This window comes from Rhodothermaceae bacterium (assembly GCA_009838195.1).
In the GTDB taxonomy this organism is placed as follows: Bacteria; Bacteroidota; Rhodothermia; order Rhodothermales; family Bin80; genus Bin80.
In genome coordinates this window covers 1-14,293 of the sequence record VXSC01000014.1, presented here as the reverse complement: position 1 = coordinate 14,293, position 14,293 = coordinate 1, and the positions used below count along the sequence as shown (strand labels likewise).

Below are 14,293 nucleotides of genomic sequence, written 5' to 3'. Positions count from 1 at the left end.
CCCCCCCCCCCCCCCCCCCCCCCCCCCCCCCCCCCCCCCCCCCCCCCCCGCGTCAAATATGGACTATGGCTCAAGAACACACAAAACCTTCTGAGGAAGTAGACACGATGAGAACACTATTTTACCTAATGATGTTTGCCATGTTGATTGGCTGTAATGATCAAGTGATGAATCCAGAACTGGTAGCGACGGAAATAGAGGAAGCGGGAGAGGTGCATGGGAAAACGAATAATGATCTGTCGCCTCTGGATGTTTTTCGTGTGTTACGCGAGTTTGCTGCAGACAATGGTGGAACCTCCTGGACAAATAATCAAGGTTGGACGGCCGGTGGTTCCTTTGGATCCACTTTGGCCAGTTTAGAAGACCTCTTCCATGGACTGACCTATAATTCCGAGTCTGAAAAGTTCTCGATTGACTTGACGAATAACGGATTAAGCGGCACACTGAACACATCTAAATTGGAGAGCATCAATAGCGTTCTGGGATCCCTGAATCTGAGCGACAATAAGTTGACATCCATTCCTGCCTCCATTGGCGATCTGACAGGATTAACCGTCCTGGATTTGAGTGTGAACCTGATTACAGGAAATATCCCGACGCAGGTCTACGATCTGACGAACCTGATTCGCTTGGATTTGGATGGGAATAGACTATCTGGTTCTCTGCCTTCTACGCTGAGTAATCTGACCAACCTGGAAACCTTGTTTCTGGAGGAGAATCAGTTATCTGGCACCTTTCCTGGAGACTTCACGGGAATGAGTTCGCTGCAATGGGTATGGCTGGATTACAACGATATTACCGGCACGATTCCGAACGATTACTGCACGCAGTTTCCGAGCTTGACGAGGCTATGGTTAAATGGTAACAAATTGATGGGCACCGTTCCAATGTGCGAATCTCCTGGAAAGAATCAGAGCATTGCTCTGGAGTCGATTTATTTTGAAAATACAGGACTTTGCACCAAGCGGAGAGTCCGCAGATGGATGAAAGCGAACGGAATTGAATGGAAAGGTCCACGGTGCGGACGAAAAGGACTGGACCGGAGGTAATCTTGATATACTCCGTGGATTCAATTCGGAGTGTATCGACCTGATCTATCTGGACCCGTCTTCGCGTCCGGGATCTGCACTATGTGAAGCCGGACGGAACGGCGGCCTCAAACTGCGCCGGAGCAAGTCCGACCAGGAGTGCGAGGGGGCCATTCTCTTCGTCGGCAAGCCAGTGGCAGATGAAGTCCCTGGCAGCCTGTGGATAAGGTCAGGGTTCTAGGGATATATTTCACCGGTTGGAGGAGAGGTTTGCGAGAATCTTCCTGTATTCAGATTATGCCCTGCCAGTTGCCAATTTTTTCTAACGTCGCCGGTTCGGGATATGAGATTCCATTTCTTCTGTCTCAATGAATTGATGGGCGCTGCAGGTGAAAGTCTGTCGCAGACTGATACGCATGTGCAAGTTGTAGCACCTCGGCATCTGCGTAGAGTGGCCCAGAAAAAGTGATGCTGCGAGGTTGACGACGCACAGAATCCGGCGAATCTTCCAGTACATCAAACCCATTGGGGACGCTCACACATGGATGACCGGTCAGATTGGTTATGGACAATGTCCTACTCCCAAATGTCGGAGACAAAAACACATCCACCTCTTGCATCGCCTCATTCATACGCTGCAAAAGAATTGACCGGCATCTTGAAGCTTGAAGAAACTCAACCGCTGGCACAAAGCGGTTCACCCGAAATTCATGTGGCCATGTACCTTTGCCTTGCCGCACCATTTGGTCTACCCCACCGCTGAGTGTCAATGTATCAAATGCAGCCGCCGCTTCTACGCCCAGTGTCGTCAGCATCGCGCTAACTGGCAAATCTCTCGGAAGCGTGATTGGGATGAGATCTATGCCTAATCTACGTAGCACATCCAAGGCCTCCAAATCCGTTTCTTTTCCGGAGTAATCGGATTCGAAAGCCTCCTTCAGATATCCAACTCTCAAAGAATTGACATCGTTTTGCAGCGAAAATGGGAACGGTGCTTGAATGGTCGAAGGATCTCGCGTATCTGCTCCCCGAATTGCTTCAAACACCAGAGCACAATCAAGTGCGGAGCGTGCCATGGGCCCTAACTTGTCCATACTCCAACTGAGCGTCATCGCCCCATGGCGGCTCACCAGTCCATAGGTGGGGCGATGGCCTGTCACCCCGTTTCTGGTCGAAGGAGACACGATGGATCCCAGCGTTTCCGATCCAATCGCAAATCCAACCAGCCCCGCAGCGACTGCAGACCCTGGTCCGGCACTTGACCCACTGGATCCCTGATCAATATTCCATGGATTCTTAGTTTTGCCACCAAACCATACATCCCCCCAAGCAAGAGCGCCAAGAGATAGCTTCGCTATCAAAACTGCACCGGCAGATTCCAAACGATCTACCACCGCAGCCTTCTCACGCAGGGTCTGATCTTTGAATGGCATTGCTCCCCAAGTCGTAGGGTAGCCGGGAACACTGAGCAAATCTTTGGCTCCCCAGGGTACTCCATGCAAGGGGCCACGCCAAATCCCGGCATCCAATTCGATATCCGCCTGTGCGGCCTGTGTATATGCCAGGTCTTCCGTGAGGGTGATGACGGCCTGAAGGACACCGTCGTATTCCTTCAGTCGCTCAATGTACAATGTGGTAAGGTCAACGGAGGAGACGGCTCTTGATTTGAGAAGGTATGCCAATTCTGCCACCTGCATGAATGCAAGATCTTCCGCATTGGCCGGGTGATCTACTGGACTGGGTTCCCACCTTAGACCCTGCCCACCGGATGCAGGCCGTACACCGGACCTGCTTGGATCAAATATGAGTGCAGGCTGCACGTCGTTGGGCAGTTCCAGCTCACGAACCGAAGCATAGTGGTCTACATGCTCCTCAAGATCTTCTACCAACTGCGTTCGCTGCTCCTGAGTAAGCTCAATCCCGGCGATCTCCTCCGCACATGCGATGGTTTCTACAGTAATGGGGCCCTCTTGACGAGAGAGAATGTCGGGGAATGTCGTATCCGCTACTCCGATGGAGGAACACGCAACAAGAAAATGACGTCGACTCAAGGGCATCGGGATGAATTTTTTCAGGGATGGAACTCCCGGTTAAGGCGGATCATCTGCAATCGTTCATGATTCAGCTTATTTTGATCAAGACTGCAGATAAGCTATGAGATGTTCGATTATCTCTCCTCTTTAGACATCAGCTTTCCTGTTTTTGAGGTAGATGGTCAAAGCTCCAGGTACTGAGTTATCTGTATTCGTACGATAATCGTATGCCCAAAAATACAAAAAGAAGAAAGTTCCGGTATTGTTTTTCCTGCACCCGACGCGTCAAATCCAACGGGTATGGATGATCGGGATATAATGAGGTAGTCCTTTACGATGCTATACCGGAAGCGGATGATCCTGCCATTCGCAGTCTATGGTACGCGCCAACACAAACATTATTGACCTACGCAGGGTATATTTCATTCGCGGAGTGATTGAAACATGTTTAAACCCCGATCATCCACATCGAAAGAACTCTCGGCAACATTTGACCGTGGACCCGCGAAGTATTTCCACGGACGGGGCGACGTGTTCGAGAAATTTGATGAACTTACCAGAAAATCTGAACAAGTAAAGGGTGGATCAACTTTTATTATTCAGGGTGCCCCAGGGGTTGGAAAAACTGCACTCCTGTACGAGTGCGAGAAGCGGGCAGAGAAGAATGGATGGCATGTCGCACGGATCAAGTCCGGTGCTTTGTGGGATAAAGAAAAAATGTTCAGGGCTCTTGGCTTCTGGAGCCTCCCACAGTTAAAGGAACTGTCGTTAGAAATCTCTTTACCACAACTTGTCAAGGGAAGGGTATCTATTTCTAAACCTATCCGCGCAGAGACCAGTCATGGTTTAGTCGAAAAACGAAAGGAACCATTACTCCTCGTTCTAGATGAGGCACAAAGATTGTCAAAAAGTGCGGGGTTGTCGTCTGACCGCTTCCATGACGCATGTGACTTGCTTGAGTCCATCCATAATGGAGAGATGGGAAAATCCGTCATATTATTGGCAGCTGGATTGGGTGGTACACGGCCAGCTTTCAGGAAATTAGGAATTTCCAGGATGTCAAAGAGATGTTTTGTAGAGCTGGGACCTTTGGATAAGGAGGCTGAGCGCGCAGTGATTCGGGACTTTATCGTCATAGATGGAGGGGCAAAAGGAGATCCGTCTGAATGGATTGAAGCCATTGCAAACAGAACCCATGGATGGCCCGAACATATTGTTTCGTATGGGGAAGCTGCCAAAGATCTTCTACGCAAGAACCATGGAAAAATGTCTGCAGAAGGATTGTCTGTAGTACTAAAATATGGGCGAACTGGGCAAATTGACTACTATAAGGGGCGAGTAGAGGAGTTGAGAAAAAAACACCGCGTTTGTATAGCGAATGTAATTAAGGATATCCCCGTTGGCGCCCCTTTTGACATAGACATTATTGAGGATACTCTGGCTGAACATTTTGGAGGAAGTGAAGCGAAAAAGTTGGTAGATCTCATCAATGAAAAGGGGGTGGTGGATCAGCGTGATGGAGAACATTTTGTTCCCATCCCGTCTATGCATACTTGGCTTGTGGAAAACTATGCCATTGAAAGGGAGTAGCCCTTACAGTCGGGGTAAATGCATGGTTTAGGTCGCCCACTAAGGCCTTCGGAGCGTCACGGGAAGTCGTAGACACGCGACTTACACCGCGAGACATCCGCGTTAAAAGGGATCCACCGGCCTCGTCAAAGGAGCAGAACAAAAACTGAATGATTAAAGCCAAGGTTGGGAACGATAATATCAGCAAGGTTAATGAATACACACTAACGACTAAAATTGATGGAAAGAGTCAGCATACTCCTTTGATTGAATCCCGCCCAAGAGTACCTATTAGCCAGTATTTAATTCAGCGTAGGGAAAGTTCTGGCGAAATACGCTCCCCAAAGATCGACTGCCATCCGGATCACTGAGCAGAAGAGCAGGTGTCTGCATGATCTAGGTGATCATGCAGACAATCCTTACAGCAGAACTTGCCCCCAGAGATTCCAAGATCTAGCGATACCATCGTGCATTTTCGTCTTTTCTTTGGAATCAGTCTCTGATTGGAGTGGGTATTCCGTCATTTTTCGTACTCCGCAAGCGTCATATTTATACGACGGGATGTTAACTGCTTTGATTGGCCATCTTGGCTGCCTCAAGGCACTGTACTCGATCCAACTCTGCATCTTCCGTTCCTTCGCGCGGCACCAACATTAACAGCATGTTCATGCAACGAACATCTTCGAAATACTCCTTGAGTCTCCGCTTGTAAGTAGCTCGGTTCTTGGTACAGACCAATGTATAAGGCCTATTTTGACGCTCAGTCGCAAGGTCCATATCCAAACGTAATTTCTTGATCGTTACTTCAATATGTGTACGCAGTTCCTTATTGACCTTGAACCGCTTGACCCGCGCTTCAGGGCTCTGGCAAAATTCTTGGAGTTGTACAAGTAGATCACTCGTGCACGGTATCTCAGCATCAATGACCCAGTCCGTAGGTTCATCGGGGGGAGCACTACTGCGCTGGAGCAAAAAGTCAGTCGATTGCCGCCATAGTAATCTGTAAGCTTGTGTGTCGGTAACCTGCCCGATTTTACACAAATCTTCCAGAACTTCGGGCAACATCCGGTCCGGCGTAACTGCCTTCGGAAAATCCGCAATGATGACCGCAGCCTGGGCGGACTCTTGAGGCATATTCAGGCTCAGAGCAAGTTTGAAAAAATCGCGGATTGTCGAACCATCCAGCAATTGTTCGTTCTCGGATTCGGAGCCGAAATGTTCAAATATCTCCTTGTGTAAACGCTGATAAGCTTGCTCTTTTTCACGGATTTTTGTATTCTCTTCTAGAACAGCACGAAGATTGGTAACGGCTGATCGTATCATGTCTCGCCCCACGCTACGCCATTTTGATTCGGCTTGGCCTAAATTCTCATCGACCAGAGTCATTAGGAAAAGAATCTCCTTGGGGTGCTCCGGCATCCATTTTTCTACAATCTTTGGCAAAAACTCCTTGGCCCACTCGGGACCAACCACGGGCATTAGATGGGTGAGAGTCTCGTTCTCCCTGCCGTCGTAATGGTTTACAACGACCCGATTGAGAAAGTCCTTTGCGATGTCTGCATGCTCTGTTGCACCGAGAAGCCGAAGCATTTCAGGCAGGTTACGATCGTGATATGTGTTTCTATCCTCCGGCCACAGGTCTGTCAACTTGGATAGCAGCAGACGCATTTCGGCATCGCTGATATGATTGAGTTGCATAGCCACCCAGGACACTGCATTTTTGATTCCCCCTTTTGCTACGATTTCCACTGTCATCCCCTTTGGCCATACAACAAGGGCGGCAAATCGATAGATGAGGTCTAGCGTCGGGCCATAGTTACCCATATAATCTTCCAGCAACTCCTCGTCTGGCTCAGCACCATCTGTTGCACCTGGAGGAAGTAATTCAATTTCTTCCAATGAAAGCTCACCAAAAGGCGGATTGCTGCCATCACGAGCAACCCAATTCTCCAGATGTTCTACACGTTCATGCAGTTCTACAATCGTAGAGCCTGTCGAGGATTCTCCCCAATAATCCCCATCATAATCTATCTCTGGATCTCCTGTATCATGAATGTACAGCACGGCGGCGTGCATGTCGCAATCTGCGCCATCAGCCGCCTCTCCTAAAATCTGTGCCACGGCTGTGTCAGTGCCCTTTAACGTATCAAAAGACAAGCCATCTTCACTGTACGAGTGATCCAGCAACCAGACCAGCTTGTCCGTATGCCCATGGTCTCTCCAATCTACGAGGCATGACCTGACCTTCTCGGTCAATGTGGTATACTCAGGTGCACCGATCCATTTTTTACCCGAGCGAATGAACAGATTGAAGACAAGAGATATGCGGTGGCCCTCAGTGACTGGCCGGACTTCATGCAAACAATCTGCATAAAATGCTGCATATGAAAGCTCTGAAGGTTCCTGAGCACTCATATTATAGACGGTCTCGTGGCCCCCGTGACGAACGACTAGTTCACCACCTTCTCCTAAAGTTGGCAGCGATAAAGTTAGGGTAGCAATCATTCCCGGCACTTTTTCCGTGTCTCTGTGAGCAGCAAAAAATCCATCTTTCTCGTAGATGAGTAGCTTATACACCTCTGCATCAAGCTCCCCTTGGCCAATCCCCAAGCCTTCACTCACGAGGTTCATGATTTTCTTGAACGTGGCAGGCCAGGCACCACCAGTCACATGAATCTGATCGGCATCAATCTGCCAGCAATCGCGCACAGATGCGTCCAGAAGTGTCTCGGTTCCTTTTCCGTAGGGAGCACGTTCCGCCACATCGATCAATGCACCAATTTGTACCTTTGACACCGGAAACGATAGAATTCCCACGCTATCAACAGTGATTTGCGGCATCGGCACATACAGTTTATCGCCTACACAATAATCTCCTGGGCGATCGATTGACTTGAGCAGGTCAGTCAGAAGTTTGTTTGTCTGATCGTGTTCCATGACTTGATTTTCCATTATCGTTAAACGTAAACTCGGGGTTTCGGCCTTGACCGTGAGATGGGACGCGAATTTAGTGAATTTTCAAGAAATTCCAGTGGGCTTGGGAGCATTTTCCCAACGGATCTTTCAAAATTTTTGTGACAGGGAGAACAGGATGTCTCATATTGATTGATGGTTAGCAAACCCGTTTCGGATTTTTCCACGATCTCGGCTTCGGATTTCTGATGGAAGCTTTAGCATCCTGCAGTTCAGGCATTAGATGACACTGATTCCCCGGCGGTTGTTTGTATCGAATCCTCTAGCAGGAACAGAAAATGCAACGAGAAAATCGAACAGAATTAGATCCTTCGTGTAAAGAGACAGGCAAATAGGCCGTATAAACCGCTCTTAGAATGTTGTGAATTCAAACCAGAATAAAATGACCAAAGATAGTCTCCCGATTGAAGTATTCGACCTGTTTGACCGCTATGTTCACAGTCAAATTTCCCGTCGGGAATTTTTAGACAAGGCATCCAAGTATGCCGTCGGCACCATGACTGCCGCGGCGATGCTTGACTTTCTATCCCCAAAATATTCTACCGCTCAACAGGTCCGGCGCGGAGATCCTCGTTTAATCGAAAAATATGTAACCTACCCGAGCCCTGAAGGCGCAGGTACGATGCGTGCACTGCTCTGCATCCCGGAAGATCTCAATACAACCCTGCCCGGGGTAGTGGTTGTGCATGAGAATCGTGGGCTGAATCCCCACATTGAAGATGTATGCAGACGAGTTGCCTTGGCTGGATTCATTGGCTTGGCCCCGGATGCACTCACTCCACTTGGAGGATACCCCGGCACAGATGACGAGGGGCGTGAATTGCAGCGTCAGAGAGAGCGCGGAGAAATGCTTGAAGACTTCATCGCCGGGTACCAATACCTAAAGGAACATGCTCAATGCACCGGACGCGTCGGAGTCGTTGGATTCTGTTTTGGCGGGTGGATTTCCAATATGATGGCTGTACATATTCCTCAGCTCGGTGCTGCCGTTCCGTTTTATGGTGGACAACCTGACACAGACCTGGTTCCGCAAATCCAGGCACCACTGCTGCTCCACTTCGCCGAGCAGGACAGACGTGTCAATGCTGGCTGGCCAGCATACGAGGCTGCCCTGAAAGAGCATGCTAAAAAGTACACTTCCTATATCTACGAAGGACTGCAGCATGGATTTCACAATGACACCACACCCCGATTTGATCCAGAAGGGGCGAAGCTCGCTTGGGAGCGAACCGTTGCGTTCTTCGATGAACATCTTCCAGACCAAGACTAACATTAACGTGACACGAAATCCTTAAATTTGAGTCTCTATCTCGGAGCATGTCAGGCAATGCTTAAGGTTCAACCTGTAGTTGTGCCATTTCACCGTCGAAAAGGCCATTCAGCACGTTTAGCCACGCCGGTAATCCTAATTTAGCCTCATACAAATGCGCGCGTTATAGACGGTAGCGAGGTCGTGATGAATATTTTGAGGTGAGAGTCAGTCGTATGCACCCCAGCAAACATTCTTGACCTACCCAGGGTATATTACATCCGCAGAGTGTTCGAAACATGTCCACATCCCGATCGTCCAGGCCTAAACAACTCTCGGCAACATTTGACCGTGGACCCGCAAAGTATTTCCATGGACGGGACGACGTTTTCGGGAAATTTGATGAGCTTGCCGAAGATTCAAAAAAAATAAATGGTGGGTCAACCTTCATTATTCAGGGTCCCCCAGGGGTTGGAAAAACGGCACTCCTTTACGAGTGTGAAAAGCGGGCAGAAAAGGATGGATGGCATATTGCAAAGATCAAATCTGGCGCTCTCTGGAACAAAGAAAAAATGTTTCGAGCTCTTGATTTCTGGAACCTCCCACAGTTAAAGGAACTGTCGTTAGAAATTTCTTTACCACAGTTGGTTAAGGATGGCATATCTATTTCTAAGCCTGTCCGAGAAGAGACCAGTCATGGTCTAGTCGAGAAACGAAAAAAACCATTGCTCCTCATTCTGGATGAAGCACAACACTTGGCCAGTGCGAGCGATCATCCAGTAGAGCGTTTTGAAGACGCGCGTGATTTGCTTGATACCATCCACAATGGTGGGATGGGAAAACCTGTTATACTATTAGCAGCAGGCTTGGGTGGTACGGAGGCCGCCTTTGACAAGTTGGGAATTTCGCGGATGTCAAAGAGATGCTTCGTAGCACTTAAACCATTGGAAAAAGACTCCGAGCATGCTGTTATTCGAGATTTCCTCGTCAAGGATGGCGGGGTGAAGGGTGATCCCTCTGAGTGGATTGAAGCCATTGCAAGCAAGACATACGGATGGCCTGAACATATTATTTCGTATGGGGATGCTGCAGCAAAACTGTTGCGCGAGAATAACGGAAACATGACTCCTGAGATTTTGAATCGGGTATTTGAAGTGGGGGCTGCATCTCGTGAGGATTATTATCAACGCAGAGCAAGGGGACTACTCAAAAAACACCGCGTTTGCTTGGCAGAAATAATTAAGGGGGTCCCTGTTGGATCTCCCGTTGACATTGATTTTGTAGAATTGTCTCTGCGAGAAAATTTTGGTAGGGATAAGGCAGAAGATTTAGTGAAACTTATCCAACGGAAGGGCATTTTGGATGAGCGGGATGGGGAGCATTTCATCCCTATCCCGTCTATGCACACCTGGCTTGTGGAAAACTACACGATTGAGAGTGTGCAGAATGTCTAGTCAGGGAACGGGCATGATCCGTATTCATCCATCAAAACGTTGGGGAAGTTCAGATACAAACCGCTGAAAGCATGTCTTTTCTGGAGCAATGGTTTCATCCTTCCTGATCTCTAAATATCCCTTCATAATTCCTCCTGAATGAAATGATTGAATCGTGTTTTTCCTTGATCTCAGATATGATTTTACCCTAAAGTCTCATCTGATTTCGGGTTGATTATAAGAGTTTTTTCTGTCGGTTCAATTACGGAATGTTATGAATAGAATCATTCCAGTCTTACCAAATCTTCATTCAACAGTTGGGATCCGACGGATAAGGGACATGATCAATTATCCGAACTTGGATCATTGAAAAGTGAGGTAGTGGGAGAATCTGGTCCTGAATAACGCATCAACTCTAACTCAGGGATTTCTTCCCTCCAGTTTGTATTAAAGTTTAGAGTCTTGCTGAATTTAAGAATGTTAATACATTCGACCTGCAGATCTTTACAAATATCTGGTATCTTGCGGTTTACCCCTTGCGCATTGGGTTTGGACACTTCTTCAGTGACCACAGTACGGTACTTTGGATCTTCCAGTGCTGACGCGATCAGAAAAGGGTCTCCACCTATCCGATTCAAATCTACACCTGTTAAGATTCCTCCATATCCTTCTGTGATCACCCGTCTGACAAATTCAATCTGCTCATCTTGACGAAAAATGAGGTCTTCCTTATTTTTGCGAGCCATTCCTTGAATTGTTCATCTTTAGGTTTAATTTCGGCGAATACCATGGGGGGAATTTTACAAACACCCAGGGGTTCCCGCTAACGGCGTGCATTTCATCAAACGAGCCATTCGGCCACAATTTTCTGTGAGGCATCTTCATTTTCGTGTTTTCTATGCGGATTTTCGTGTTGAAAATATGCAGGAATTCTCCCTTTACGGATCCCTGGAGACACCTCTCCCATGCTCGCGAAGTCCCCTTGTTGAGCGTCAAGATCGTTTCCCGAAGCGGAGTCGATCCACTAGGAGGAGTCAATCTGTATACTGGCCTGGTATCCCTTTGCAATCGCCAGATACAAAAATTCCCAACTCTCAAGAACAAACTCTCGGACCATCGTTCGAATTTGCTCTCGCAGATACTTGAGTCGTTCCATCTTGTCGAACGCATCTTTGAACAATCCATCACATCGTAACTCAATCTGATCCATCAGAAAGGCCAGCATCATCAGGAGCCCGAATACCGTGGAGAGATGTTGGTGGCCGTGTCCGAAATTATGCTCAAAATGATACCCTTGATTCTTCAACGTGTTGAAGGTTTCGTTCTCAATTTTCCATCGTGCCCGCCCCGCGTTCATGATCTTCATGAGGGTGCCCGCCTCAAGGGGGAGGTCCGTCACCCAAGTAAACGTTTTCGGTTTGGGATTCGGATTCCGCTTCGTTCCAGGCTGGATCTCTTGGTAGTGAAGAACATTGACCGTTACCTCCTGATTAGATTCATTCAGAGGAACCTGATTGAGGTATTTGAATCGGTGAAGGACGCCGCCGTCGGTTTGGATCTCCAATGATTGCGCCTCCGCGCTTCGATGCAAATACGTGAACAAAAACTTGTGGCCTTTGGGCTTCACGCCGAGGATAAATCGCAGCCTGCGCCCTCTAAATACCGAATATAGGGGGCATTCGAGACAAGAGCATCTTGAAGTACAATGGTCTTCAGGTGCGGATGCTCCCGCCGAAAATCATCCCAAAATCGCATAGATGCGTTTCGTTCACAGTCATTTTTGGTCGCGCCATCGGTGTTCTGAATTGGCTCCGGGGCCAACGGAATAACTTCCTTTTCATCCGGACTGACCACCGCACCACACAGCATCTGATGATAATAGGTCGTACTCCCGTCTCGATGATGCTTCTCGCAGCAGTGGGCACAACGCACGTCTTTCGAACAACCGTGCCATCCACCGAAATCAATAGATGCCCATCAATATATTTATAGGCCTCCAAAACCTTACTCCGCTGCAACTGGGCGAAGAACTTCTTGAATGCAGGGCCAAGGCGCGCGGAGACAACGTATCCAGACGTTCCCGTAGTGCCGAATCGGACGGAACTTTCCGGATCCCAAACAGAGTCCTCAGATTCTGAAGCACCGGAAGATCTCCACCCCGAGCACGCTTGTCAAACTCAAGCAAGGACGGATACTTCAGCACAAATACGGCCAGTCCCGACAACAAATAGTCCGTCAGGATGTAGCCCCGACCCGCGACCGTATCCTCAATCTCCGCAAAACAAGCACGAACCGTTTGAAGTAAACCCATCTTACGGAAACGCTTCTGTGCTTTGTGAATCGACTTTTTTTTCATGAACTCGAAGGGAAAATACGAATGACTTTGACGGTCCAATCATAATTCCACTACACAGAATCGCACGAATGCAATGAATCTGCTCGAAAATGAACAAAAAAGTTTGCGAAAATCATGCCAAAAACTCCCCGATCAGAGAAGGTTTCGGCTTAGTGGGAATAGCTGACAAACACCCTTTCTAGCTTGGAACTCTAACCATGACCAATATTCCGGAACCATGTTGGGGGAATAAAAGGAATAGAAAACGGTGATCAAGGAACTAGCATCAATAAGATACAGCATATTAATCCTGTTGCCTTTATTTGGGATTCAGCAACTTGGACACATTCCATGGCTTTACGCCCAGAATTATCGCCGCCTTGGAGACCGTCAGACCACCCGATTGTATCATTCTGTCAGCAAAGTGAAGCATTCCCTCCCCCAATCTGCTACGCTGGGTTGTGAAATATCCAGGTCCTCCATCCTGTTTACCCGTTGACTTTTTCTGATTATGCTGCCGGGACCGTTCCCATTCAAATTTGTATACCTCCATGAGTTGTGAGTATACCTCTTGCAAAATCAATCCTTCTTGATGGAGTCTCGTCGCAACCATCATATGGCTCAGATTCCATTGCTCGCACAACTGAGATATCATTCCCGCAAGTTCAGGCAGGCGAGATTGGTCGCCCGTCCACACTGCCTTTAATGACTCCGATGGCAGCAGCCATTGCCCAGCTACCTGATTACAGAATTTCTCAATGGGGTTTGATAACTCAAGATCACTAATCCCCGTTTGCTCTAGGAGCAAGTGGACGATTTCGTGCAACAAAGAAAATGACTTAGCAGCCTCGGAATCCCCACTATTGATTACCATCAATGGAGCAATCTCGTCTGCAACCACAAATGCTCTAAACAAATTGGACGACATCTTGGTGTGATAGCTCCCTAGATCATTCTTTAGAATCACAAAGATTCCAGAACGCTCACATGAGGCCCGAAGCAACTTGAAGGATTTAGCTTTATTCGGTTGCGCATGGTATATATCCCGCGTACACTCATCTCCAAGTACCAAATCTAATCCGCCTAATGCGTCACTGACCGACTCTTTGTATTGGCTTGTGGACATGTCCAGAAGCCTTTGCTTTACAGATCCGGCTTCCTTAGGTAAATTCCACTTTTGCCTCAAGAATCCCACAAATGGTAGAATTATGGCTTCTTCCTCTAACTCTAACGTGGCTCTAATTAGTTGCTGACTTGACTGGGCATAGCGAAGAAGAGCCGATACATGAGCTTCTTCCTTAGGCGTATACTCTTTGGCTCGCCCCCGAAAATCCGTCCCATAATTTGATTTTCGCGGAATATCTTCCAGATAAAATGTTACCGGTGGCCGTCTATATTTCTCCGCCATTCTCCGAAGCATTGACGGAGTAGGAATATCCTCACCCCGCTCAATCTTCTCCAGTTTGTGTCTTTCTAATTGAATTTTGGTGGCTGCCTCCTCGATCGTGAGCCCTGCAGTTTTGCGCGCCCAAACCATAATGTCTGGATTTACGAGTGGCATGACTAGACAGATAAGAGATTTTGATGACTCACTGCAGCAGATTGAATGGACGAATAACTGAACTTCCCCCCTTTTTGATTTTGTAGAGGGATAATTTTCTCTGTGTATTCGA

General features: G+C 48.0%; 9 protein-coding genes and 1 pseudogene. 4 read left to right on the top strand and 6 right to left on the bottom strand.

Annotated elements, in window-relative coordinates; translation table 11 throughout:
- The first annotated feature begins 107 nt into the window (after positions 1–107).
- Positions 108–1,049 (top strand): hypothetical protein, encoded by a 942-nt coding sequence (locus F4Y64_02990; GenBank protein MXX96564.1) that lies wholly within the window; start codon positions 108–110, stop codon positions 1,047–1,049.
- Positions 1,050–1,393: 344 nt separating this feature from the next.
- Here the strand turns inward: F4Y64_02990 and F4Y64_02985 are convergent, their stop codons facing one another.
- Positions 1,394–3,085 carry an amidase gene (locus F4Y64_02985; protein ID MXX96563.1) on the bottom strand — a complete coding sequence of 564 codons (1,692 nt, stop codon included), beginning with the start codon at positions 3,083–3,085 and terminating at the stop codon, positions 1,394–1,396.
- A gap of 420 nt (positions 3,086–3,505) precedes the next feature.
- Between F4Y64_02985 and F4Y64_02980 the strand changes: the two genes are divergently transcribed.
- Positions 3,506–4,651 carry an ATP-binding protein gene (locus F4Y64_02980; protein ID MXX96562.1) on the top strand — a complete coding sequence of 382 codons (1,146 nt, stop codon included), beginning with the start codon at positions 3,506–3,508 and terminating at the stop codon, positions 4,649–4,651.
- Between the two features lie 543 nt (positions 4,652–5,194).
- On the opposite strand, the gene F4Y64_02975 is transcribed toward F4Y64_02980, so the two are convergent.
- Positions 5,195–7,582: a 2OG-Fe(II) oxygenase gene (locus F4Y64_02975; GenBank protein MXX96561.1), complete on the bottom strand. Its 2,388-nt coding sequence runs from the start codon at positions 7,580–7,582 to the stop codon at positions 5,195–5,197.
- Positions 7,583–7,985: 403 nt separating this feature from the next.
- On the opposite strand from F4Y64_02975, the gene F4Y64_02970 reads away from it, so the two are divergent.
- Both F4Y64_02970 and F4Y64_02965 read left to right on the top strand, forming a co-directional pair.
- The gene (locus F4Y64_02970) at positions 7,986–8,873 is read left to right on the top strand and encodes a dienelactone hydrolase family protein (protein MXX96560.1); all 888 of its coding nucleotides are present in this window, start codon (positions 7,986–7,988) and stop codon (positions 8,871–8,873) included.
- Positions 8,874–9,151: 278 nt separating this feature from the next.
- A complete protein-coding gene (locus F4Y64_02965; protein ID MXX96559.1) occupies positions 9,152–10,306 on the top strand; it encodes an ATP-binding protein in 1,155 nt (384 codons plus the stop codon).
- A 323-nt stretch (positions 10,307–10,629) separates the two neighbouring features.
- Here F4Y64_02965 and F4Y64_02960 read toward each other — a convergent pair whose 3' ends face one another.
- From F4Y64_02960 to F4Y64_02945, 4 genes and pseudogenes are all read right to left on the bottom strand, one after another.
- On the bottom strand, positions 10,630–11,031 hold the full coding sequence (locus F4Y64_02960; GenBank protein ID MXX96558.1) for a DUF4411 family protein: 402 nt from the start codon (positions 11,029–11,031) through the stop codon (positions 10,630–10,632).
- 278 nt (positions 11,032–11,309) lie between these two features.
- Positions 11,310–12,596, bottom strand: a pseudogene (locus F4Y64_02955) (transposase).
- Positions 12,597–12,773: 177 nt separating this feature from the next.
- The gene (locus tag F4Y64_02950) at positions 12,774–12,923 is read right to left on the bottom strand and encodes a DUF4411 family protein (GenBank protein MXX96557.1); all 150 of its coding nucleotides are present in this window, start codon (positions 12,921–12,923) and stop codon (positions 12,774–12,776) included.
- Positions 12,924–12,939: 16 nt separating this feature from the next.
- A complete protein-coding gene (locus tag F4Y64_02945) occupies positions 12,940–14,181 on the bottom strand; it encodes an ImmA/IrrE family metallo-endopeptidase (GenBank protein ID MXX96556.1) in 1,242 nt (413 codons plus the stop codon).
- Positions 14,182–14,293: the final 112 nt, after the last annotated feature.